General features: G+C 40.7%; 15 protein-coding genes and 1 tRNA gene. 10 read left to right on the forward strand and 6 right to left on the reverse strand.

Annotated elements, in window-relative coordinates; translation table 11 throughout:
* Positions 1 to 5: 5 nt before the first annotated feature.
* From MSI_RS04840 to MSI_RS13860, 3 genes are read left to right on the forward strand one after another with little or no spacing between them, the layout of a single operon-like run.
* Entirely contained in the window at positions 6 to 842 is an 837-nt protein-coding gene (locus MSI_RS04840) for a 16S rRNA (uracil(1498)-N(3))-methyltransferase (RefSeq protein ID WP_009104294.1), read from the forward strand.
* A 19-nt stretch (positions 843 to 861) separates the two neighbouring features.
* On the forward strand, positions 862 to 1596 hold the full coding sequence (locus tag MSI_RS04845) for a WecB/TagA/CpsF family glycosyltransferase (protein ID WP_009104295.1): 735 nt from the start codon (positions 862 to 864) through the stop codon (positions 1594 to 1596).
* 60 nt (positions 1597 to 1656) lie between these two features.
* Positions 1657 to 2826, forward strand: a complete 1170-nt coding sequence (locus MSI_RS13860) for a sigma 54-interacting transcriptional regulator (RefSeq protein ID WP_009104296.1) — start codon at positions 1657 to 1659, stop codon at positions 2824 to 2826.
* Here MSI_RS13860 and recQ read toward each other — a convergent pair.
* On the reverse strand, positions 2823 to 4793 hold the full coding sequence (recQ, locus tag MSI_RS04855) for a DNA helicase RecQ (RefSeq protein ID WP_009104297.1): 1971 nt from the start codon (positions 4791 to 4793) through the stop codon (positions 2823 to 2825). The genes MSI_RS13860 and recQ overlap by 4 nt on opposite strands.
* A gap of 47 nt (positions 4794 to 4840) precedes the next feature.
* Between recQ and MSI_RS04860 the strand changes: the two genes are divergently transcribed.
* Positions 4841 to 4923: transfer RNA gene (locus tag MSI_RS04860), tRNA-Leu, on the forward strand.
* A gap of 386 nt (positions 4924 to 5309) precedes the next feature.
* Here MSI_RS04860 and MSI_RS04865 read toward each other — a convergent pair.
* On the reverse strand, positions 5310 to 6890 hold the full coding sequence (locus MSI_RS04865; protein WP_009104298.1) for a YifB family Mg chelatase-like AAA ATPase: 1581 nt from the start codon (positions 6888 to 6890) through the stop codon (positions 5310 to 5312).
* 299 nt (positions 6891 to 7189) lie between these two features.
* Between MSI_RS04865 and MSI_RS04870 the strand changes: the two genes are divergently transcribed.
* The 3 genes from MSI_RS04870 to ppk1 are packed head-to-tail and all read left to right on the forward strand — an operon-like array spanning position 7190 to position 12339.
* Positions 7190 to 8623: a trehalase family glycosidase gene (locus MSI_RS04870; protein ID WP_009104299.1), complete on the forward strand. Its 1434-nt coding sequence runs from the start codon at positions 7190 to 7192 to the stop codon at positions 8621 to 8623.
* A gap of 21 nt (positions 8624 to 8644) precedes the next feature.
* Entirely contained in the window at positions 8645 to 10174 is a 1530-nt protein-coding gene (locus tag MSI_RS04875) for an HD domain-containing protein (protein WP_009104300.1), read from the forward strand.
* Between the two features lie 41 nt (positions 10175 to 10215).
* Positions 10216 to 12339, forward strand: coding sequence for a polyphosphate kinase 1 (gene ppk1 / locus MSI_RS04880; protein WP_009104301.1), 2124 nt, complete (start codon positions 10216 to 10218; stop codon positions 12337 to 12339).
* A 38-nt stretch (positions 12340 to 12377) separates the two neighbouring features.
* On the opposite strand, the gene MSI_RS04885 is transcribed toward ppk1, so the two are convergent.
* The 3 genes from MSI_RS04885 to MSI_RS04895 all read right to left on the reverse strand — a co-directional run bounded on the left by MSI_RS04885 (position 12378) and on the right by MSI_RS04895 (position 15265).
* The gene (locus MSI_RS04885) at positions 12378 to 13181 is read right to left on the reverse strand and encodes an ABC transporter ATP-binding protein (RefSeq protein WP_009104302.1); all 804 of its coding nucleotides are present in this window, start codon (positions 13179 to 13181) and stop codon (positions 12378 to 12380) included.
* Complete coding sequence (locus MSI_RS04890; protein ID WP_009104303.1) at positions 13175 to 14080, reverse strand: ABC transporter permease; 906 nt, start codon at positions 14078 to 14080, stop codon at positions 13175 to 13177. The genes MSI_RS04885 and MSI_RS04890 overlap by 7 nt, the downstream gene beginning before the upstream one ends.
* 195 nt (positions 14081 to 14275) lie before the next feature.
* Positions 14276 to 15265, reverse strand: a complete 990-nt coding sequence (locus MSI_RS04895; RefSeq protein WP_009104305.1) for an ABC transporter substrate-binding protein — start codon at positions 15263 to 15265, stop codon at positions 14276 to 14278.
* Positions 15266 to 15390: 125 nt separating this feature from the next.
* On the opposite strand from MSI_RS04895, the gene MSI_RS04900 reads away from it, so the two are divergent.
* Together MSI_RS04900 and MSI_RS04905 are read left to right on the forward strand one after the other, a co-directional pair.
* Positions 15391 to 17175: a DNA repair helicase XPB gene (locus tag MSI_RS04900; protein ID WP_009104306.1), complete on the forward strand. Its 1785-nt coding sequence runs from the start codon at positions 15391 to 15393 to the stop codon at positions 17173 to 17175.
* A gap of 14 nt (positions 17176 to 17189) precedes the next feature.
* Positions 17190 to 19283, forward strand: coding sequence for a helicase-associated domain-containing protein (locus MSI_RS04905; protein WP_009104308.1), 2094 nt, complete (start codon positions 17190 to 17192; stop codon positions 19281 to 19283).
* Between the two features lie 87 nt (positions 19284 to 19370).
* Here MSI_RS04905 and MSI_RS04910 read toward each other — a convergent pair whose 3' ends face one another.
* Positions 19371 to 20195: a hypothetical protein gene (locus MSI_RS04910; RefSeq protein WP_009104310.1), complete on the reverse strand. Its 825-nt coding sequence runs from the start codon at positions 20193 to 20195 to the stop codon at positions 19371 to 19373.
* Between the two features lie 159 nt (positions 20196 to 20354).
* Here MSI_RS04910 and MSI_RS04915 point away from each other — a divergent pair.
* Positions 20355 to 24584 (forward strand): carboxypeptidase regulatory-like domain-containing protein (locus MSI_RS04915; protein WP_039924282.1); only part of this gene is annotated, 4230 nt, incomplete at its 3' end.

The following is a 24584-nucleotide window of genomic DNA, read 5'->3' on the forward strand; positions in this document are numbered from 1 at the left end:
GCAAAATGCGACAGTTTATCGTAGAAAAAGAAAATATTAAAAACGGCCTCATAGAACTGATTGGAAAAGATTTCCGTTATCTTCGTCAGGTTTTGCGGGTAAAAAAAGGCGATATGCTGAATGTCCGCCTGGATGACGGCGAGCTCAGGGCAACTACGGTCGCTTTTATTGACGATAAGGCAAAAAAAATTACCCTGCAGGTTTGCGATGGCGTAACAGGAGATGATAGCGAAGGGGCTTCCCAGACTGCTTCTTCCATTACCCGTGGAACTCAGGCGGGAGATATAAAAAATGCCTTTTCTGACCGGGAATTTGTGCTTTTTCAGTTTATTCCCAAGGCTCAGAGGTTTGAACTTATTGTGCGTCAGGCAACAGAATGCGGTATAAGTGTGATAGTGCCTGTAATCGGTGAGTTTTCTGAAAAGAACTGTACAGCTATGTTTTCCGGGGCTAAACGCGAACGCTTTGAACGAATTATAAAGGAAGCAAGGCAGCAGAGCGGTTCCCCGGTTGCGACTAAAATCCTGGAGCCAATGACACTTGGTGCTGCTGTAGAATGGTGGAATGATTTTTCCGGAACTTCTGATAAACTTGCAGTGGCACTTTGGGAGCGCACAGAAGGCGAAGTTCCGCTCTTTAAGCTTCTTTCATCAAAAGAAAAAATTACAAAAGTGACAATTGCCGTTGGAAATGAAGGTGGAATCAGTCCTTCTGAAATAAAGCTATTGAAGGAAAAGGGATTTTTTTCTACCATTCATTTTGAAGGAAATATTTTAAGATGCGAGACCGCAGCTCTTTATGGAATTGCCGCGGTTCAGAGCGCACTTTTTCAATTAAATTAAGAAAAGCAGGGTGGGAAAAATGGCAGAAAGAGTTTCAATAGTTGGTGTTCCGGTTGATATTTGCCAGCCGGATAAACTTGAAAACGAAATCATGGAAATTCTGGCAAAGCCGGGAACAAAGCAGATTATCTTCCTTTCTATCTGGGATTTGCTTAAAGCCCGCCGAAAGGGTGATTTTGCTGACTGTGTAAAAAGTGCAGATTTAATCATCCCGATTTCCAAGAGCATTCTTCGTGCTGCAGCCTTTCTTAAAAAGCCGGTTCCAGTGCGCTACAACCCTTTTAATGCCGTAATTCAGATTCTTTCAGTTCTGGATTCTCATTTTAAAACAATTTATCTTCTGGGCTCGTCAAAAAAGACAATCAGTAAGGTAGAGCATAATATTAAGGATACTTTCCCGTCGCTTAAGGTAATCGGTCGCTATGTAGGCTATTATCCAAAGACCAGCGAAGCGGATATCATCCAGGCAATTTTTAAAGCACAGCCTTCTCTTGTTCTTGTCAGTGACGGAATCCGCGAAAAGAACTGCTGGGCTTACCGCCGTCGTAATCAGTTTTCTTCAAGCACCTTCCTTTACTACAAAGACGCCTTTGGAATTTTCTCTGAGCGTGTCCGCCGTGTAGATGAAAAAACTTTCGATAAGGGACTTGAGTTCTTTGCCGAAATTGCACATAACCCATTTAAAATCTTTTTAATCCTGCGCTTATTTTTCTTTAGCCTGACTGTTGTATGGTATAAACTTTTTAAGAAATAACTTAAGATAACAAACGGTTATAAGTCTTAAAAAATATTTAAAAATTTAAGTAGGATTAAAATGTCAGTTTTCATGAATAAGAACCAGATTTTTCTGGTTAGTACCCGTGAAGACGTTGTTTTATTCTGCACCGAAGTATTACACAAATTTGCAACGGTTCACAGTGTTTTTTGTTTGGACTGCGTTACTTACAATGCAGATGGATTTATTATCTTTGATGCCTGTCGGGAACCCGAAACACTGTATTTTTTAAGTCAGGCGCATAAGTACAAATGCCAGTTTATCATCTTTATTTCACCGCTCTTAAACGAAGATATTCAGCGGAAATTGCGTTTATTTACTTCTTACTGCTTTTCTTCTATTACACTTACAATTACACAAAACTCTTTTAAATCCTTTGCCAGACGTTTTTTTTCACAATGTTATGAAGGCTCAAATATCAATCCGTCTTTTTCCGCCGGAAATCAGGTTATTATCAAAAATGAAACTATAAATGGCCTTTTTGCAGGCGTATCACAGGAAATTAATCATTTTAGAAATATGATAAGGGCTGTTTCTACTGTAGACAGCCCTGTTTTACTTTTAGGGGAAACCGGCTCTGGAAAAAGTTCTGCTGCTCGCTTAATTCATAATCTATCTTTCAGAAAAAACGGGCCTTTTATAAAGGTACCTCTTTCAGAATTTGCTTCTTCTATCAGTGAGAGTACACTTTTTGGAAAAACGGAAGGTGCCTATACCGATGCCACTAAGGATATAGGATATTTTAAGCAGGCAGATCACGGAAGCCTCTTTCTTGATGAAGTTGGAACCTTCAAATTTGCGGATCAGCAGAAACTTCTACGCTTTGGTGATGAAAAAGCTTTTACTCCGGTAGGAAGCTCAAAACCCTTGCGGATTGATACCAGAATTATTCTTGCAACAAATGCAAATATAAAGGAAATGCTTCACAAGGGAACTATGAGGCTGGATTTTTTTCATCGCTTTAGTAGTAACGTTCTTACAATACCTTCTCTCAGAGACCGCCCGGATGATATCCCATATATTGCAAAACAGTATCTCAAGGATAATAAAATCAATAAATTTCTTTCTCCGACTGCCCTGGAAAGGCTCAGCGAATTTTCCTGGACGGGTAATATCCGTGAACTGAATAACTGTATGGAACGCACTGTCCGCGACTGTCAGAACGAACGCATTGGTCCTGACGATCTGGATTTTGGTTACCTTGTCTAATCCATCAGCGCAAGAATAGAGTTCCCGAAATTTTCTACTTTTACTGAGCCCAGACCGTATATTCTCAAAAGTTCAGATTTTGAAGAAGGTTTTTTAGCCGCAATATCATATATAGTTTTGTCTCCAAAAATAACGTAGGGCGGAACATTCATATCGCTGGCCTTCTTTTTTCTCCATTCCTTTAATTTTGAGATGATGAGTTCTGCCTGAGGATCGTCTGCAGATGGTTTTTCTGCAACAACATTTTCTGACCGCTTATGAACAATATAGGATGATTTTTTTTCAGGCTTTGGAAAAGCAAGAGAGGGTTTGTTTTCTCCGTAAGTCAGGCTGTCTGCCACAGCAAAAGAGGTCTTATTGGAAGCCGCGCCCTTCTGGGATGGCACAAAAGAAAGCTGGACTTTTTCGCGCGAAGAAAGAAGATCGTAACCCTTGGGCGTAATTGTCAGGATATTATAATCGCCGCTTTTAATAAGGATATGCTCCTGAATCAGAACTTCCACAAGATTGAACCAGTCGTCTTTTGAAAGTTCCCGCCCGATTCCCCAGGTGCTCAAGAAATTGTGTTCGTTTTCAAGAATACGCTTAGAGCGTGAGCCAAGCAGCACGTCAATCACGTAAGCAGAACCGAAACGTTCCTTTGTTCTGATGATGCAGGAAAGAAGCTTTTGAACAGGGATTGTCATATCTGTAAGAGGAATTTTTCCTCCGTAAGTTTTGCAGATATCACAGCAGCAGTTTGCATTTTCTTCTGACGGCTGGTATTTTTCGCCAAAGTAGGCAAGAAGAGTCTTTCTGCGGCAGGTATTTGAGCCTGCAAACTTAACCATACTCTGTAAAAGATTTTCAGCCTGTTCTGGATTGGCACAGTCTTCAAAGAACCAGCGGATTTTATGAATATCTGCCATGCTGTATAAAAGAAGGGCTGAAGATGGAAGTCCGTCGCGTCCTGCACGACCGATTTCCTGATAGTATTCTTCTATAGATTTTGGTAAATCAAAGTTGATGACGTAGCGGACGTTAGGTTTATCAATTCCCATTCCAAAGGCAATTGTTGCTACCATAATCTGAATTTCATCTTTTACAAAAAGCTCCTGATTCTGGGCTCTGACTTCATCCGGTAAACCTGCATGGTAATTTCCTACTGAAAAGTTCATTGTAGATAAAATATCAGTCAGCTCATCAACCTGCTTGCGTGAATTACAATAAACAATTCCGCTTTCGCCTTTGTGTTTTTCTATATAACTGATAACCTGATGAATGGCTTCCTGTCCGCGGCCTTTTGGCTGAACTTCCAGAAAAATATTTTCGCGGTTAAAGCTTGAAATAAAGACAGCAGGTTCTTTCATCATAAGATTTTTGATGATGTCCTGACGCACGTGGTCTGTGGCAGTTGCCGTTAATGCAACCATAACTGCATCCGGGAAGTAGCGGCGGATTGTACTGATTTCCATATAATCCGGGCGGAAGTCGTGTCCCCACTGAGAAACACAGTGCGCTTCATCCACGGTTATGCAGCTTACCTGAAGATTATTCTGACTGAAGAGCTCGCGGATTCGTCCTGTGGAAAGTCCTTCTGGTGAAAGGTAAACAATTTTTACATCTCCACGGATTATGTCTTCAATCGCCTTAAAGTATTCTTTTGATTCCAGGGCGCTGTTTAAAAATACTGAATGAATTCCCCAGGCTTCAAGCGCTGCAACCTGATCCTGCATCAGGGAAATTAACGGAGAAACAACAATTGTAATACCTTCCATAATAAGGGCGGGAATCTGATAGCAGATTGATTTTCCTCCGCCGGTCGGCATGACGGCTAAGGTATCTTTTTTATTTAATATGCTCTGGATTATATTCTTTTGTGATGGTCTGAAAGCTTCGTAACCAAAAACTGTGTTCAGCACAAGTTCCGGCTGGGCACCAACAAAAGCATTTGACTTTATTTTCACATAATTATTATAACAGCTCATAAGCACTTGAAAAACCCTTTTAAATATGATATATTTTCCAAACATTCGCCGGAGTGGTGGAATGGTAGACACGAAAGACTCAAAATCTTTTGTCAGCGATGGCGTAAGAGTTCAAGTCTCTTCTCCGGTATACGAACGTCGTAATGAAAACTTCCAACTTCCGAACGTGCCTTACGTTCGTTTAACATTTGCAAAGCAAATGTTGTATGGGAGTTTTTTTATTTAACTCCCATTTACATTCGTCAGAAGACTTGAACTCTCGCGGAACATAGTTCCGCTCTGAGCCGATTGTCGGATAATCCTAAAACGACCCTTTCGGCTCGTTTTTTAACGGATTTCCGATTATCGGCTAGTTCAAGTCTCTTCTCCGGTATACGAACGTCGTAATGAAAACTTCCAACTTCCGAACGTGCCTTACGTTCGTTTAACATTTGCAAAGCAAATGTTGTTTGGGAGTTTTTTTTTATTTAACTCCCATTTACATTCGTCAGAAGACTTGAACTCGTCGCGGAACAGCTAAGCCAATTCTGGCACCATGTTGCAGCAGAGTTTATGGTATTCTACGGATTCGCGCATGTGGACGGGGCGGATTTTTTCGCTGTGATCCAGGTCGGCGATGGTGCGGGCTACTTTAATGCAGCTGGAAGTCAGGCGGGGTGAAAAGCCGTAGCGGTTGATGGCGGCATTCAAAACACCTTTGCTTGCATCTTCCTGAATGCAGAAGTTGGCAATTCCTTCCGGATCCAGTTTTGCATTTTTCATATTCTGACGGCGCATCATAAACTTAACCCCCGAAGCAATTTTTTCCCGGATTTCAGCAGTTGTCTTAAGCTCCTCCCGAGCCTGACCTTCCTTATTAAGGTCTGCTTCCTCATTATCAACAAAAACCCGCAGGTCAATTCTGTCTAAAAGAGGGGCAGAAAATTTTTTCCAGTACTGCTCAACGCTTTTTGCACTGCAAAGACAGATTTTTGTTTTAGAACCGAAGTTTCCGCAGGGGCAGGGATTTACCGCCATAAAAAGCTGGAACTTAGCAGGGTAAGTTGTAGTTCTTCCCGCCCGGCACAAACTTATGTTTCCGTTTTCAAGGGGAACTCTCAGCATCTGCAGCACAGAAGAACGGAATTCCGCCGCTTCATCCAGAAAAAGAACTCCGTTATGCGCCAGTGAAATTTCCCCCGGCCTGCAGTTTACTCCTCCACCGCAAATACCTTCTATACTCGCTGTCTGGTGGGGAATACGGAAAGGTGGCAGTCTTATAAGCGGCTGACTTGGTTTAATCAGACCGGCAATAGACCAGATGCGGGTAACAGAGTGGGCTTCTTCCATATTCATTGCAGGATTAATAGCCGGAAATTTCTGAATAGCCATAGTTTTTCCACAGCCTGGTGCACCAAGAGCCAGAAGGTTATGACCTCCGCAGGCTGCAATCTCAAGAGCTCTTATCAGTTTGTACTGACCTTTAATATCAGCAAATTCAAAGCCTTCTAAATCCTGCTGGAAGAGAACTCCATCTACCTGGCTGCAGCCTTTGGGCACAGAGGTTTCCTCTTCAGATTTACCTCCGCTTTTTTTGTAAATGGAAATATCCTTTAAAGCCCTGACAGCATTTTCAAGAGAATCGGCACCATAGACTTGAACACCGCTTACTTCTCTGGCTTCATCAGCATTCTGTTCCGGAACAATACAAATTCCTATTCCGCAGGCAGCCGCCGTAGAAACCGCCGCATTAACACCCCGAATCGGACGGATTTTTCCAGAAAGTTCCAGTTCTCCCATTACAAGAACCGGCTCCTGAATAAAATCACCTTCACCGTTTTTTTTAGCATTGGCCGCAAGAACCGAAAGTGCAATAGGAAGATCAAAGCCGGCTCCTTCTTTTTTCAAGTCTGCAGGACTTAAAGAAATTAAAACCCGCTCGGGCGGAAAATCAAAACCGCAGTTACGGATTGCCGCCTGCATTCTTTCCCGCGACTCTTTTACCGCGCTGTCTGCCAGACCTACAATATCAACAGCAGGAATCCCGCGTCGTAAATCTACTTCAACATTAACCAGCGCTCCTTCATACCCAAAAGGAGAAAACGAATAAATTTTCATATACAACCTCGCTAAAGAAACTTTATTTGTAAAAAAACGTTTTTATGCCTACGTCTTATACACTCCCCCTGACTTTGCTGTTTTGACAAAAATTTTGAAAAAAAGTTTAAGAATTTTTAAGAAAATTTCAGAAATTACTCTTATAATGTATTGTGTCAATGCCCCACTTGCAAAAATTTGAGATTTTTTTATAATTTTTAAACTTTTTTGCAAATTCTGTGTTATATTAGTAGATACGATATTTTACGCTTTTGATTTGCGAGATAGGTAATACATCAAAGTAAAAGTAGGAGTTCTTTGTGAACAAACATGATTTTCCAAAAATCCATTTTTATGATCAGGATTTTGTAGACATTTATAATAAAACATGGTCATGGGTTTCTTCATTCTGGGTTAATCCGTCAAACGGAGAGCAGGATACCGAAAACGGTCTCTTTGTTTACCCTGAAAATTCAAAATTTATTGTAAATCAGTTTGAGTCAATCTTTTCTACTTTCTTCTTAGTTTATTCAAACAGAAATTTTGATGCATGCAAGAATATTGACTATTTTTATGCCCGTCAGGAAGAAAATGGTGCTATCCGCTGGAAGTATGATGCTGCTACAAATTCACCAGTAGCTGATTCTGCAAATCCGGAAGGGGTTGGACTTCCTCTTTTTGCTTTTGCTGAATTTAACCTCTATCATAAATCTGCAAACAAACGCCGCATTAAGGAAGTAATGCCTACCTTGCAGAAATACATGGCATGGCTTGATGAAACTTTCAAACAGGAAAACGGACTTTACGCTGTACCTCACGTTGCTTCATCAATGATAAATTCTCCACGCGAAGGCTGCTACTATCCTGTTGATTTTAATGCCTGCATGGCTGTAAACGCATCTTACATGTCGGCTCTTGGCGATATTTTGAACGACAAGGATTTGAGTTTCCAGTACCGCAAAATGTACTTCTCGCTTAAAACCCGTATCAACTCTTTGATGTGGGATAATGATACAGGCTTCTACTACGATCTGGACAAAAACGAAAACCGCCTGAACGTAAAGACAATTGCAGCTTACTGGACAATGCTTGCAGAAATCCCTAATGCTGATAAGGCTGATTTACTTGTAAATCATTTGAATGACCCTAAATCTTTTGGAACAGAGCATCCATTCCCAAGCCTTAGCGTTGATAACCCTAACTTCAGCGAAGATGGAAACGGTTACTGCGGTAGTGTAATGCCTGCTTTCAACTTTATGGTAATTAAGGGCCTTGAACGTTACGGTCAGCTGGAACTTGCCCGTGAATGTGCAATCCGACACCTTTACTTTGTTCTGGAAACTCTTATGCCAAACGAAGAAAACGTTCCTGGCGATCTTTATGAAGCATATCTTCCAGGAAAAGACGGTAAGGCTTCTATGAAAGATGATCCTTCTTTTGCCCGACCTCGCTATCTTTTGACTGCGGCGCTTTCTACAATTGCGCTTATGATTGAAAACGTAATCGGACTTTCAATCAGCTTGCCTCGTAAGACTGTAGACTGGATTATTCCTAACCTTGAAATTATGGGAATTGAAAATCTTTCCCTCAAGCGAAACCTTATTACAATTTTGAGTAATAAGTCTACCCGCGGCTGGGAAATTCAGATGGAAAGTGAAAAGCTCTACTACTTTACTATCAATATCTTGAACCAGAAGAAGAAAACTCTTCCTATTCCTTCAGGAAAATGTTCTATGCTTATTGATAAGCTTTAATTTCGCGCAGGAGGCGGCCTAGTGTCAGCACCAGAATCAGTTATTGAAATAGGTTCTACAGGAGTTCGCCTTCTTGTAGCAGAAATTACTCCAGACAGAAAACAGAATATTCTTGACCGCTCGGAAAATCCCCTGCCAATTGGTAAGGACGTATTCACCAGCGGAAATATCAGTCAGGAAACTCAAAATCAGTGTATTCAGATTTTAAAACGCTATAAGGAACAGCTTGCGGGTTGGGGAATTACTCCTGATAAGGCAATTTGTATTGCAACTTCTGCCTTCCGTGATTCAAAAAACTGCGACCCGGTAATGGATCGAATCTTAGTGCAGACCGGTTTCCGCGTAAAAATTGTAGACGGAATTGAAGAAAACAAGCTGATGTATCTTGCCGTTTCTGACTGCCTTAAAGATCAGCCGGTAGATTTTAAAAACGATAACACTTTAATTTTGAACGTAGGCGGCAGCTCCACCGAAATCATGATGATGTCAGGCGGAAAAATGGCCGGAGTTCACTCACTTCGTCTGGGAACTGTGCGTATTGAACATCAGATTGGCGGTCAGATTGCTTCTTATCATGATATCCGCCGTTACGTAGAAGAATCCATCAACAATACAAAGGAATCTCTGGAAACGGAGCTGAATTTCAGCGATGTTAACCAGTTTATTGCCGTTGGTCAGGATATGAATCTTGCCGCCCTGCTGGTAGGCCATCCTATTTCTACCTTCCTTTGGGAAATTGACATTGAACGCTTCCACGAATTCAGACGTGAAGTTCAGGATTATTCGGTTGATGAAATGGTAGGCCGCTTCCGCATTTCCTATTCCGAAGCTGAAACCCTGCAGGTCAGCCTTTTGATTTATCAGCTCTTTTTGAATCTGACAAAGGCTACAAAAATCATCGTTCCAGAAACAAATATTCGTCACGGTATTATTTTGAATAAAAATCCTGCCCAGAACGAACTTTTGCAGGATGAATATAACATGCAGATTCTTGCTTCGGCAAAGAACCTTCTCAGAAAGTATCACGGCGATCAGAATCACGCAGAATGTGTCCGCATGATTGCCGTAAAGATTTTTGACTGTCTTAAAGATGAAATTTCACTGGAAGAGCACGCAAAAATGCTTCTGGAAATTGCGGCCCTCTTGCACGATATTGGTGTTTTCATCAAATTTGCCCATCATAATTTTCACAGCGCCTACATTATTCAGAATTCTGATATTTTTGGACTTACAAAACGCGAAATTTCAATTGTTGCAGAGATTTCAAAATATCACCGCGGAAGCCAGATGCCTCAGGATGAAGAAAACTTCCTTATGATGCCGCGTTCTGACCGCATGCTTATCCTCAAGCTTACAGCGATTCTTCGTATAGCAGATGCCATGGACCGCGGTCATATTCAGACTTTCAATGATATTTCAGTAAAATTGCAGCAGAATGCGCTTTTAATTACCACAAAAAATTCTAAAAATCCGGTTCTGGAGAGAATTGCCCTTCAGGAAAAGGCCGGCATGTTTGAAAGCGTTTTTGGTTATAACGTTATTCTGGTTTAAGGCCGGTATTGTATTATAGATGAGTTTACGGAGGCAGGGATATGGAAATCAGATATTTTAACAGAGAGTTGAGCTGGCTTGAATTCAATGCCCGTGTTTTGTATCAGGGCTTGAGAAAGGAATTGCCCCTTCTTGAACGTTTGCAGTTTCTTTCTATTGTTACTTCTAACTTTGATGAATTTTTTCAGGTGCGTGTTGCTTCTGTAAAACGTGCCCTCTACGAAAATCCTGACCTTCCTGATGTTTCCGGACTTACTCCAAAACTTCAGCTGACAAGTATTTCTGCCAGAACTCATCAGATTATCCGCGAGCAGCAGAACTGTCTTATGAACGATGTGCTGCCGGAACTTGCAAAAAACGGCCTTGTTTATATTCAGCCGGAAAAATACACTGCAAATCAGAGCGAATTTATCAGTAAAATTTTCAAAACTGATATTTATCCGCTTTTGACACCACTTCGTACAGACACAGAGGCCTTTCCTCATATCAAAAATCTTGCAGTTTATGCAGCCTTCCTTCTAAAACCGATTGAAGGAATTAAAATGGAAAAGGGCGGCGAGATTTTGATGGGAAGAGATGATCTTCCACGAATTGCCTTTGTAGAAATCCCGGATGGAATTCCTCACATCTACTGGCTGCCGAGTGAAAATAAAAATGAAAAACAGTTTGCCCTTCTGGGAGACATTATTTCAATATTCGGTACTTCGCTCTTCCCAGGTCTTGAAGTTGAACAGTCTATGCTTTTTAAGGTTGTTCGCGATGCAGACTTTGCGGTTGATGAGGATGCAGGAAATAACTTTATTCATGCAATGGAAGACGTTCTTATTCAGAGAAAATCTTCCTTCCCTGTTGCAATGATTTGTAACGGAAAAAGCCCTGACCTTTTGAAATTCCTGAAGGAAAAACTTGAACTTTCTGATGAAGATATCTACATGGCTGACGGCCTTTTGAATCCAGGTGTTCTGATGGGCTTACGCAGCATGGATGAAGACGGAAAGTTGTCTTTTGACCGCTGGGAGCATTTTTATCCTTGTGATTTACCGGAAGACGAACCATATTGGGATACTCTGAAGCTTCACGATAAAATTCTTCACGTTCCTTACGAAAGTTATGACCCTGTTGTAAAGATGATAAGTGATGCTGCTGATGATGACAATGTTCTTGCAATTAAGATGACCCTCTACCGCACCGGTGGTGATTCTCCAATTATTAAGGCACTGGAAGCGGCGGCTGCCCGCGGAAAACAGGTTGTTGTTCTTGTAGAGCTTAAAGCCCGCTTTGATGAAGAGCGCAATATTGCCTGGGCAAATGAACTTGAGCAGGCTGGCGTTACCGTAATTTACGGCCTTGTAAATCTTAAGGTTCACGCAAAAATCCTGATGGTTGTACGCCGCGAAGCAGATACAATCCGCCGTTATATTCATCTTTCTACCGGAAATTATAATCCTAAAACTGCAAAGCTTTATTCTGATATTTCGCTTTTTACTTCAAACCCTGGAATTGCAAGCGATGCAACTAATTTCTTCAATCTGGTAACAGGCTATTCAACCCTGCAGAAGATGACTTACCTTGGAATGGCGCCGGTTACTATAAAATCACGCCTTTTGAGTATGATTCAGCGTGAAATTGAAAGAAGTACACCAGACACTCCGGGTCTTATCATTGCAAAAATGAACAGCCTTACCCACGAGGAAGTAATTAACGCTTTGTATAAGGCGAGTCAGGCTGGTGTTAAGGTTATGCTTAATATCCGAGGAATCTGTATGCTGGTTCCGGGCGTTCCTGGCATGAGCGAAAATATCACGGTTACTTCGATTGTAGACCGCTATCTTGAACATTCCCGCATTTTCTATTTTGAAAACGGTGGAAATCCTGAGCTTTACTGTGCCTCTGCCGACTGGATGAGCCGTAACCTTGACCGCCGAATTGAGCTTATGTTCCCGATTCTGGATAAGGATGCCTTCAAGGAAGTTAAGATGATTCTGGATACCTACTTTGAAGACAACACAAATGCCCAGGTTCTGCAGCCTAACGGCAGCTGGCTTCCTGTTGAAAAAGGAAAAACTGCCTTCCAGGCTCAGGCTGAACTTTATAAGATTTACAAAAAGCGTGCCGAAAGTTCAGCTAAGAAAGAACAGACTGAGTTTATTGTAAGAAGAAAATAGAGCGAATAAAAAAAAGCAGCCGCAAGGCTGCTTTTTTTCTATTGTAAAACCATCTGGTCGTTGGTCATGCCGGATTTTTTGATTTCGCGGAACTTCTGGGCAAGGTCGTCCAGGGTAAGCTTTTGCTTTTCTTCGCCGTTTACGTCGTAGATGATTTCGCCGCCGTCCATCATTAAAAGGCGGTTGCCGTAGTCCAGGGCCTGCTGCATATTGTGGGTTACCATCATTACAGTAAGATTGTATTCTTCTGCAAACTTGCGGGTAAGCTTCATTATTAAGGCTGCGTTTGCGGGATCCAGAGCTGCTGTGTGTTCATCAAGAAGGAGAAGGGCAGGCTTTGACATTACTGCCATCAAAAGGGTGAGGGCCTGGCGCTGGCCGCCGGAAAATTGTTCTACGTTGTCGTTGAGGCGGTTTTCAAGTCCCATATTCAGAACTTTAAGCTGCTCTTTGAACTCTTCGCGCAGTTTTTTATTCAGGCTGATTTTTAAGCCTTTCCAGCCTTTTTTACGGCAGATAACCATATTGTCTTCAAGACTCATTTTTCCGGCTGTTCCCAAAAGCGGATTCTGGAAAATACGTCCGATGTATGAAGCGCGTTTGTATTCAGCATCGTTTGTGATGTCGCGTTCTGTGCCCTTGTCGTCTAAGTAAATCTTTCCTGTGGTCGGGCTCAATGTTCCCGAAATAAGATTGTAAAGAGTGGTTTTTCCGGCTCCGTTTGAACCGATTACTGTAATAAAATCGCCCTTGTTGATTGTAAGGTTTATGTTTTTGAGGGCAATATTTTCGTCCGGGGTTCCTGCGTGGAAAGTGATTCCGATATTTTCAAGTCTTAGCATTTTCTTCCTCCCGCAGCAGAACTTCTTTTCATTTTTGCGATGATAAGGCAGATTACAATCAGAATGCCTGTAATCAGCTTGAGGTCATTTGGAGTAAGGTGGATAAAGTGTCCGTAGCGGCGGGCCAGCATCATAAGGGCGCGGTAAATAATCGAACCGATAAGGACGCGGAGGGTTTGTACGCCGATTTTATTTGATTTTAAGATGAATTCTCCCAGCATCAATGAAGCAAGGCCGCTTACCACTACGCCGGTTCCGCTTCCAACGTCGGCAAAACCTGAGAACATGGCGCAGAAGGCTCCGGAAAGGGCTGCAAGTCCGTCTCCAACAGCAATTCCAATTCCTCGCACAATCTGAGGATTAACACCCTGAGAAATTATCATCTGTTCGTTTGAACCAAGGGCTCCCATTGTAAGTCCAAGATCTGTGTGGAAAAAGATGTCCAGAACTTCCTTAAAAATCACGATGAAAATTACCAGGAAGATAAGGATTCCTGTGTCACCTGGAAGTGAAGGGAATTTATCTGCAAAAAAGTCCTGAATGCGGCTGAAAAGTGTTTCAATTCGCAAAAAAGAAACGTTTGCGCGGTTATTCATGATGCGGAGGTTAACAGAATAGAGCATTGTCATCATAAGAATTCCGGCAAGCAGATCAGGAATGCGGAGTTTTGTGTAAAGAATTGTTGTGCAGAGTCCGGCAAGACAGCCGCCGAGGAAAGCAAAAAGAAGCGCAATAAAAGGCGGGATTCCGTGCAAAAGGCAGGCTGCTAAGATACAGCCTCCCATTGGAAATGCGCCGTCGACTGTCATGTCGCAGAAATTTAAGGTTCTGTAGGAAATGAATAACCCCAGAACCATAATGCCATATATAAGGCCTTCGATAAGAATTGTTTCAAACATGGTAAAATCACCTGAGAATTAAGTCACCAATAAAAAAATGGCTACCGGTCGCGTATCGTAGTCCAAAACCGCGCGATATCGCGCTACACGCTGATTACTGCAAAGTAACTATAGGACTGACCGCTTACGCGGTCTCAGTAATCAGAGTGTTTTTGGCCTACGACACACTCCCTAGCGCCATTTTTTTAATGCAGTTTATTTCTCTATTAATTTACCATTTTCGATAATAAATGTCGCCTGTTTGAGGTATTCTTCTGGAATTGTGATGCCGCAAGCCTTTGCTGTGTCCAGGTCGAAGAGGAGGTCAGAGTCGCTTGGCTGAGTCATGAAGCGAACAGGGATTTCGGCTGGCTTTTTGCCGTTCAAAATCTGAACTACGATTTCGCCTGTTGCGTAACCTGCTTTGTAGTAGTTGAAGCCGCTTGCCATAAAACAGCCGCCGTTTTTAGCACCTGTAACGTCGCCGGAGAAGATTGGCTTTTTAGCTTTGTTGAAAACGCTTACAAGGCTTGGGAGGGCGCTGAATACTGTGTTGTCTGTTGTAAGGTAGATTCCGTCTACGCGGCCTACGATTGCTTCTGCAGCCTGGCGAACTTCTGCTGAAGTTGAAATTGACTGAGTTACCAGTTCAAGACCAGCTTCCTTACATCCTTTTTTTACAAGTTCAAGACCTGAGATTGAGTTATCTTCGTTTGAAGTGTAGATGTAACCAAGTGTTTTGATTCCAGTGATTTTTTTGAAAAGTTTGATGTGTTCAACTGAAGGAAGTTCATCACTCATACCTGTAATATTGCGGTCTCCGTGTTCAAGAGTTTTTACAAGGCCTGCTCCAAGAGGGTCTGTAACTGTACCGAATACGATAGGTGTATCTTTCATTGTGTTTGCAAGGGCGATTGCGATTGGTGTTGCGATACCAACTGCAACATCTACTCGTTCATCGCGGAACTGAGCGGCAATCTGGTTTGCTGTGTTTACATCGCCGTTTGCGTTCTGCAAGTCATAGTTTGCATCAATGCCGGCTGCCTTAATTGCATCCATTACACCACGTTCAACGTCATCAAGAGCAACGTGCTGAACGATTTTTGCAATACCGATTTTTACCTGCTTAGGCTTTTTTGCTTTTGCAGCCGAAAGTGAAGAAAGGCAGAGAGAAAGTGCCATTGCTGTAAGTATAATTTTTTTCATATTTTCCTCCATGCGCAGAATCTCTTATGCGCGTTAATGTTTCTATTTATAGAAACAGAATAAGGCAAAAATAACTTCTTGTCAATGGAAACTTGCAACTTTTTTCTGTATAATTGTTCTTTACTATGAATTACGAAAATCCACTGATTGTACAAAGTGACAGGACTCTTCTTTTAGACGTGCATGCCCCTCTGGCAGAAGAATGCCGCAATGCGCTTATTCCTTTTGCCGAACTTGAAAAGTCACCTGAGCACCTTCACACTTACAGACTTTCTCCACTTTCTCTCTGGAATGCTGCCAGTGCAGGATTTTCGGCTGATGATGCGGTTGCAGTTTTGGAAAAATATGCCCGCTACGATGTTCCCCAGTCTATTCCTCAGTGGATACAGGAAATCTCTAACCGTTTTGGAACTCTGCGTCTTATTCCGGGGCCAGAAAAAGAAACTGAGACTAAAGACAAAGACGGAAAACCAATCATAGAAAAATATCTTTACCTTACAGCAAAAACTGCTCCTGTTTTTAAGGAAATCGGAGTGAACCCGGCTGTAAAAAAATATCTTTGTGCCTCAACTTATGTTGAACCTGCGGGGGCGGAGGGAGCCCAGAAGCTTTTGACTCCGCTTACAGAGGATGAAAAACAGTACTGCTTTCTTCTTCATCTGACTGACCGCGGAACAATCAAGCAGCTTTTACTTCAGGCAGGCTGGCCGGTAAAGGATGAAGTTGTGCTTCAGGACGGTGAACCTCTTGATGTTGCTCTTCGGGAAAAAACTTCCGGCGGAAAAGACCTTGTAATCCGCGAATATCAGAGAGGAGCAGCTCGTGCCCTTGTTGGTGATAAGGGACCAGGAACTGGATTTGGTACTATCGTGCTTCCTTGCGGGGCCGGTAAAACCGTTGTCGGCATGACGATTATGGACATGCTTAAAACAAGTACCCTTATTATTACCACAAATATTTCTGCCGTTCACCAGTGGATTGATGAACTTTTAGATAAAACAAATCTTACCGCTGATCAGATTGCTGAATACACCGGTGAATCTAAGACAATCAAGCAGGTTACGGTTGCAACTTATCAGGTTTTGACCTGGCGACCGGATAAGGAAGGTCCTTATCCTCATTTTAGCATTTTCCACGAACGCCCTTGGGGTCTTATTATTTATGATGAAGTTCACATGCTGCCGGCACCTGTTTTCCGTGTTGTTGCAGAACTTCAGGCTGTGCGCCGCGTTGGACTTACAGCGACTCTTGTGCGCGAAGACCACTGCGAAGGCTACGTTTTCAGTCTTGTTGGCCCTAAACGCTACGATGTGCCATGGAAGGAGCTTGAACGCGACCACTGGATTGCAACTGCTGAATGTATTGAAGTTCGCATAGACCTTCCTGTAAGTCAGGAAATTGATTATGCGGTTGCCACCGTTCGCGAAAAGCACAAGATGGCAAGTCAGAATGTGGAAAAACTGCCGGTTGTGGAAGAAATCATAAAAACTCACCCGGAAGATAAAATCCTTGTAATCGGGCAGTATCTTGAGCAGCTTGATCAGATTGCAAAAAAAATCGGGGCGCCTATTATTACCGGAAAGGTTGCTAATGCAGAACGCGATAAGATTTATGCAGATTTTCGCAGCGGAAAAATCCGTGTACTGGTAGTTTCTAAGGTTGCAAACTTTGCGATTGACCTTCCGGATGCCAGCCTTGCCATTCAGGTAAGCGGAACCTTTGGCAGCCGTCAGGAAGAGGCTCAGCGACTGGGACGAATTCTGCGTCCAAAAGAAAGAACTTCGCGTTTTTACACTTTGATTACCCGTAACACTGTAGAAGAGGAGTTCGGTTCGAACCGTCAGAAGTTCCTTGCCGAACAGGGCTATCAGTATAGAATTGTGCGTTATTCGCCTGGCTGCGAACTTTAAACAGGAGGTTTCCCTTGGAGAACACAATCAACACCTGGGCAGAAGCAATTTCTGCCTTGCCGGATAAAGATTTTTTTAATCTTATGCGTCTTTATCTGGGAAAAATCCAGACTCCTTACAACAAGCAGCGCCTTGCAAGCCAGCTGGCAAGTTTTTTAAAGACTCCTAAAAATACAAAGGCAATTCTAACCCTTTTGACCGCAAAAGACCTTGAGTTTTTGAGCGCCCTTTACTTTATGGAAGGAATAGATAAGGAAAGCCTTCTTCAGTTTTTTAGCGGTAGCTACCAGATTTCAGAATTCTATACAAAGCTTGCAAATCTGCGCGACCGCCTTTTAATTTATTCTGTCACAAAGGATGATGAAAAAACTTATCTCCTTTTGAATCCAGTTCTTCTTCCTTCGTTGGAAGGGCTTTTGAATATAGAGGAACTTCTTCCATGCCCTCAGGTTATGAACCTTAGCATGGACGATAATTTTATCCTTACTCAGGAATTTCTTGCGTCCTTTATTTCTTGCGTCCGTAATAATGTTTTTACGCTAAAAAACGACGGTTCCCTAAAAAAGAATGCCGTAAACCGCCTGGAAGAGATTTTCCCCGGCCGGGCAAAATGCATGGAACTTTTGATGACAGCCTTTTTGAATCTGGGGCTCTTCCACGAAGGCAAAAAAGTTGATGTTGATGACGACAAGCTTTTAAAATTTGCAAAACTTTCTCCCAAGCAGCAGTACGCTCTTTTGTGCGCTGCATCTTCTACCCATTTGAGCCGCGAAGGCCTTAGAAAACAGTCGCAGCTTTTACTGGATACAGTTGCGTCTATTCCCCAGGACGGACTTACTCAAAAATCAATTTTACGCCTTGCATTTATTCTTGGCCAGAAAGGTGATACAGCAGGGGCAGCTTCTTCTGCTCTTAAAGGCCGCTTTGCCCAGATTCTGGAAGCAGCCCGAGCCCAGCAAAAGCCAGAAGATGCCGCTCAGAATAAGGATTTTCTTGACCGCATGATGGATTCTGCTGTGGAGTTCGGTCTTATTCAGAAAAAAGGAATCAGCACAGAGGGTGAAGAGATTTACGTCGCCGCAGAATTGCAGCCGCTTGCTCCTCAGAATATTAAGCCTGTAAATATTGAATCAGCCTTTTCTGTTTCTCTTATGCCGGGACTTTCCCTTGCTTCACTTTTGCCGCTTACACATTTTTTGGATGTAAAAAGCTACGGAATTGTAAGCAACTTTGAAATTACAAAAACTTCTGCTACAAGTGCCTTTGACAGCGGCATGGATGTAGAAAGCATTTTTAAGACTCTGGAAACTTACTGCCAGTACGAAATTCCTCAGAATATGAAGGTGAATATTCAGGAATGGTATAATTCCTATTCGGCTGCGGTTTTGTATCACGGATTTGTGCTTAAAGTTGCAAAAGAGAATATTGCTTTTGCAGAAAACAATCCAAAAATCCAGAAGTATGTGCAGGAAAAACTTACGGACGGAATTTATCTTTTGAATCTGCCGGAAGACATAAACATCAACGCCTTTTTTGAAGAATGCGGACTGCCTGCAAAGAATTTAAAGACCGCGGTTACAAAGGCCGAGGTACTTGATTTTCCATTGCTGAGAGACGGAAGAAAGCCGGCGTTCGTAACCCCAGCGGGGCAGGTGAATGACAGCCTTGGAGTACGCAGCGACAGCTGCCTTTCATCCTTGAATACTGAAGAGGGTGAAAATCTGCTTTTGAATCTGGAAAAAACGCTTGCATCGATGGAGATGGACAAAAATCAGAAAGAAAATCTTGCCAACCGAATTAAAAACCGCCTGATTGTGACGGCTGAACAGCTTTCCAGCGAGGCGATTCGTACGGAAATTCTTGAAGCGGAAGGAATGGATTTTTCGGGCAAACTGCATTTGATTGATGCGGCCATAAAAGAGGGCGATCTGCTTGAAATTCAGATGCCTCAGGCAAGCGGCGCGGGTTATGCAACGATTGTAGGCACTCCCCGAAACCTTGAGCGCACGGAAGGGGACGCTATTCTGACTCTGGCTGTAAAAGATGAAGACGAGCATCTGAATATTAATGTCAGCCGGATTACGCATTTGAGGAGATTGCATTTTTAGGAAGGATGACTGTGACGCGTGAGGGAAAGTTAGATGAAAAAATAAAGCCGTCACTCACGGGGAATGACGGCGATAGATTACAGTGGATTAGTTTTGCCAGGCTGTTGGCGTTTTATTTTCTGAAGAAATTACATTTAATCTATATATGTCGTTATAATCTGGTAAGTTAAATTCATAGAATACGTCGGCATATATTTTTTTATCACTGTAGTTTTGTTTCCAGTCGTTTTTGATGTCATTAAAATTATTACCTGTAAATTCATAAGATGTTGGAGTGCTTGAAAGATCTGTAATTGCACCATAACCAAAGCTGGTTCCATCTTCTGTACAAATTTCAAATTTCAGTTCTTTATCAGTAGCATTTTCAGGGAGTAATGATGGAGAGTATCCTGAAGGTACGCCAACTGTGATTTTATCGCTTTCAATTGTTAGCGATGCGGTTAAATTTGATGTATCAGGAAAAGAACCTGTACCTCCGGTTGCGGTTACAGTCAGTGTTTCTTCAATAGTGAATGTTGTACACAATTTAAATGTTCTTGTTTCTCCGCTGGAAATAAAAGGATATAATCCTGTCCAGTCTTGAGTTTTATCGCTCCACTCAGGAACTATGCAAGCTCCTTTGTCATCATAGATTCCAATCCAATCATAATTTCTGAATTGTGTTGGCAAAGTTTTAATTGTCAGTTTAATACCACCAGAAACAGCTTCTGCAAAGAAGTAAGTGTTAGTGTTTTGGTTTCCGGAGTTATTTCCTGATGAATTATTTGTGTTTTGACCTGAGCCATTCGAGCTTTGTGCTGAACTTGTGCTGTCATCACTTGAATCATTAGAACATGAAACAAATATTGCTGTTCCCAATGCAATTAATCCTGCAGAAAGGAGTGCCAAAATGATTTTTTGAAGTTTTTTCATAAACTTCCCCCTAAAAAATAAGTTTTTTCTTAATGTTTATTATAAAAAATATAAATTACCGGTACTAGCGTTGTAATTTTTGCTGGTACTCATTCTGAAATATTATTTAACAATTTCTTAAAGAAGACTTATAATTTACTAATAATATGGGGGTCTTATATGAAAAAAAACGTCCTGTGTATATTTTTAATTAGCATTTTTGCCTGGTTGATTATTTCCTGTTCAATGCCTGCATCTTCTGGTTCTGATAGTAGTAGTGATAATTCATCATCACTTGCAGTTCCTGTAATTAGTCCTTCTGCGGGTGACTATTCTGAAGGTTATAAGGAAATTACAATAACTACTGAAAATTCAAAAAATGATATTTATTATACAACTGATGGAACGACTCCTAATACAAAATCTAACCGTTATACAGCCCCTTTTAATATTATAGGATCTAAGACAGTAAAAGCAGTTGCTTATTCTGGAACAAATTCAAGCGCTGTTGTAACTGCTATTTATAATCTTAATGCCGGAAAATCTGCAAGTCAGTTAGGTGTTATTACAGGTTCTGTTGGACTTGCAAGCAATCTGGAAAATGACACAAAGTCCTTATTGAATGGAAAAACAGTTTATATATATTCAGATGATATTCCGGGAGCGGTATATCAGAGTTCAATAGGTGGTTCCTTCTATATAGATAGTCTTGATACATCAAAATCTTATAATTTTTATTTTTCTACAAAAGCACCGGGAACAATTATTTCATCAAGAACCGCTGCTGTTCAGACGGATGATGATGGTTCTGCAATCGTATCTGCAATTATTTCAAATGTAATGCCAAAGGAAGGGGCAGGTCTTGATGTTGCAACTGTCGAATTAAAACCTACCGGAATAATAAAAGGTGTAGCTAAAAAATATGGGGATGACGGTAGTATGGAAAGCGATCATGCGGGTATTACCGTATTTATACCTGGTACATCCTATTCAGCATTAACAGCATCAAATGGAAGCTTTTCAATTTCTGGAGTTCCTCAAGGTCTGCATACAATTCGAGCAATGTATTCCGGTTATACATTCTCAGAACAGGAAAATATTTTATTAGCTTCCAAAGGAGATGAAATTCCTGAGACTGAAATTACACAGGATTTTGCCCTATATTATGCAAAAGGAACTGTTAGAGGCTTTGTATATCTGGATGAAAACTCAAGTAATAATGCTGGGGTAGATGTTGTATTAACAGATCAGTCTAATAAACATTCCTATAATGCCGTAACTACAAGTTCTGGTAACTGGACAATTAATGATGTTCTTCCTGGTGTTTACAATGCAGAATTCCATAAAGATGGATATGTGTTGCAGGTTCTAAATGATATTAATGTTATAGGTGCAAAAGTAACAGTAACTCCTCAGATATTCTTAAAAGAAAATGGAGGACGTATTTACGGTTATGTTTCTGTAACTGCAACAACAAATTTAAGTGGTATTGGTGTTACTGCAATTAAAAATGATAATAATTCAGAAAAACGTTACTATGCATTAACAGCATCAGATGGTTCATTTACTTTTGATTCTGTTGGTCCGGGAACCTATACTGTAAGTGCAGTATATCCTGGATATAAAACAGCTACTCTTTCGAATATTGTAGTTTCTGTTGGATCTGAAGTTTCTACAGGAACACTGACTATTGATGAAAAAGCAACATATTCTATAACAGGTTCTTGTGTACTTGCTGGTATGGAAAGTGGTTTTGAAGGAACTGCTGTGCTCTTGCAAAGTTTGACAGATTCAACAAATACAAAATCTACTACAACAGCTTCAGATGGTGTTTATGTAATTACAGATGTAGATTCCGGCTCATATATTCTTACCTTCAGTCATCCAGGCTTTGTTTCAGATTCGACAAAAACTGTAAATGTAGGTCTAAATGCAATTGAAGTTGTAGAAAATGTAGCCCTTCAAACTAACGCAGGTTTTGTTTCTGGAAATGTTACTCTTGAATCCGCAGATATTCAAGCTGGAATTGTGATTCTGATATATAAAGAAAATGATACATCAACTTCATATACTACAGTTACCGATAGTAAAGGACATTTTGCAATTTCTGGTGTAAGCCCTGGAACTTATAGAGTTCAAGCTACAAAAAATGGCTATACAACAGGTGTTTCAGATCCATTTATTGTTTCTAGTGGAATAACATCAGGACCAGCGGATATGCAGCTTTCTATAAGTTTGCGTTCTATTTATGGTACTGTAAAACTGGCTGGTAAAACAGATTATACAGGTATAAGAATAACTGCAACAAAAACTACAAAAACAAAAGAGATTTATAGTGCACTTTCTAATAAAGATGGATTTTTTGCATTAAGCAGTATGACACCAGGAGAATATATCCTTTCCTTTGCATTCGAAGGTTATCGTTCTTATACAAGTTCTTCTATTTCTTTGTCAGAAGATAGTTCACGCGAACTTGATGAAATAGAACTTGTTCAGGCAACTGGAAAAATAAGTGGTATTGTAAATTTGGAAGGTTGTACAGATCATTCAGGTATAAAGGTTTCAATTGTAGGAACAGAATATACCTGTATAACAGATTCTGACGGTTTGTATGAGTTTAGTGTACCTAGCGGAAACTATCCTGGTGGTGTTCGTTTTGAAAAAGAAGATTTCCAGCTTACTGCAAAAGCAGAAACAATTACTGTCCTGACTGATAGTACATACGGAGTTCTTACTGTAGAAATGAAAGCAACTGCTAATACTCTTAAGGGTATAATTCAGCTTGCCGGTACAGAAGATTATTCAGGTATTACTGTTACAGTAGATGGCCTTGATTCTGAAGTATATAAATATATAACAGAAAGTGACGGATATTGGCAGTTAGACCATGTTCCTCTTGGTTATCAAACAATACGTTTTTCAAAACTAAATGTTCCGGATGTAACAGTAGAAAAACAGGTAATTGCAAGTGAATCTATAAATATAGGAACCTTGGAAATGATTCCTGATTCAGCTACCTTGCGTGGCTATGTTTTCCTGGATGGAATGAGCGATAGCTCTGGTATTAATGTTACAATTACAACACTTGAACGGGATGATATTGTCGTTCGTACGACAAGTGATGGTGCTTTCGAAGCAAATAATATTCTTGCCAGTGGAAGTCATACAATTACCTTTAGTAAAGAAGGTTGGGATAGCAAAGCAATTACAATAAGTGATTTTACACCTCTGGAAGTTCGTACGATTGGGGCGGGAAGAGAATATATTCTTTCTGATACTACAAGTCCAGCATGGAATACTAATCCTATTGTAATTAATAGCGGAGCAAATTTTGCAAATAATACAAAACTGCATATAGACCTTAGTCCTCTAGAAAAAGGCAGTGGAATAGAAAAAATGTCTGTTCAGATAGCCCGCACGGTGGATGGTGTAACAGGTTCTTTGTATCCATCAACTTATAACTGGCAGAATTATCAGATTGGTTTTGACTTTGATATTAATGATTTACCAGAGCAGTATGTAGGAAATGGAACTTATACCTTCTATATTGCATTAAAAGATAAGAGTGGAAATATTTCAACTACAGAGCATAAAGTCATAACCCTTACAGATTTAGTTACTACGCTTACAGGTGTATTAATTGGGGACAAACTTCATTTAAGAGAAGAATGTAGTCCCTATCTTGTAGAAGCAGATTGTCTTGTAAGCGAAGATAAAACTCTTGTAATTGATCCGGGTGTTGAGATTCGTTTTGCAGGAAATTATTCAATAAGTATTACAGGAAGTATATATGCAAGGGGAACTGCAGAAAAGAAAATTCTTTTTACTTCGGACTATGAAAAACAAGGTAATTACGATACATCATTTTACTGGAAAGGTATTGCAATTAATGGCGGTTCTTTAGTTACAGAAAATTCTTATAACTATATTTCTGGTAATATTATGGAATACTGTGAGTTTGAATATGCAGATACTCCACTTACAATAAAAGAAAGTACTTATATAAATAAATGCTATTTTCATGATTGTGTTAACGGTGTGAAAAAAGAAAATGCTGTTGGTACAGTTATATTAAATAATACGCTAAAGAATGGAATTGATTTTGGAGAAAGAGGATTTTTGATTAATAATATAATAGAAGAATCTCTTAATATTTCAGAATTATATTCATGGCATGGTAGTAATTCATTGGTTTCAAATAATACAATTGAGAATGCAACCCTTTATTTTAGTTATGGCTCATTTATTTATATTAATAATAATACTTTCATAAACTGTAGAATTAATGTAGAAAGTAATACAAATGATGGAGCTCCAACTATAAATAATAATAATTTTATAGATTGTCCAAATCCTATAGTATCTACAACATGGGAATATAAATCAGGTTTTTCATATAATTTTACTAAT

It is taken from the genome of Treponema sp. JC4, from assembly GCF_000260795.1.
GTDB lineage: Bacteria > Spirochaetota > Spirochaetia > Treponematales > Treponemataceae > Treponema_D.

Bases quoted from the DNA above. Each gene is read 5' to 3' on its own strand.
- MSI_RS04840 (WP_009104294.1), top strand. From the start codon at position 6: ATGCGACAGTTTATCGTAGAAAAAGAAAATATTAAAAACGGCCTCATA.
- MSI_RS04845 (WP_009104295.1), top strand. From the start codon at position 862: ATGGCAGAAAGAGTTTCAATAGTTGGTGTTCCGGTTGATATTTGCCAG.
- MSI_RS13860 (WP_009104296.1), top strand. From the start codon at position 1,657: ATGTCAGTTTTCATGAATAAGAACCAGATTTTTCTGGTTAGTACCCGT.
- recQ (WP_009104297.1), bottom strand. From the start codon at position 4,793: ATGAGCTGTTATAATAATTATGTGAAAATAAAGTCAAATGCTTTTGTT.
- MSI_RS04865 (WP_009104298.1), bottom strand. From the start codon at position 6,890: ATGAAAATTTATTCGTTTTCTCCTTTTGGGTATGAAGGAGCGCTGGTT.
- ppk1 (WP_009104301.1), top strand. From the start codon at position 10,216: ATGGAAATCAGATATTTTAACAGAGAGTTGAGCTGGCTTGAATTCAAT.
- MSI_RS04885 (WP_009104302.1), bottom strand. From the start codon at position 13,181: ATGCTAAGACTTGAAAATATCGGAATCACTTTCCACGCAGGAACCCCG.
- MSI_RS04890 (WP_009104303.1), bottom strand. From the start codon at position 14,080: ATGTTTGAAACAATTCTTATCGAAGGCCTTATATATGGCATTATGGTT.
- MSI_RS04895 (WP_009104305.1), bottom strand. From the start codon at position 15,265: ATGAAAAAAATTATACTTACAGCAATGGCACTTTCTCTCTGCCTTTCT.
- MSI_RS04900 (WP_009104306.1), top strand. From the start codon at position 15,391: ATGAATTACGAAAATCCACTGATTGTACAAAGTGACAGGACTCTTCTT.
- MSI_RS04910 (WP_009104310.1), bottom strand. From the start codon at position 20,195: ATGAAAAAACTTCAAAAAATCATTTTGGCACTCCTTTCTGCAGGATTA.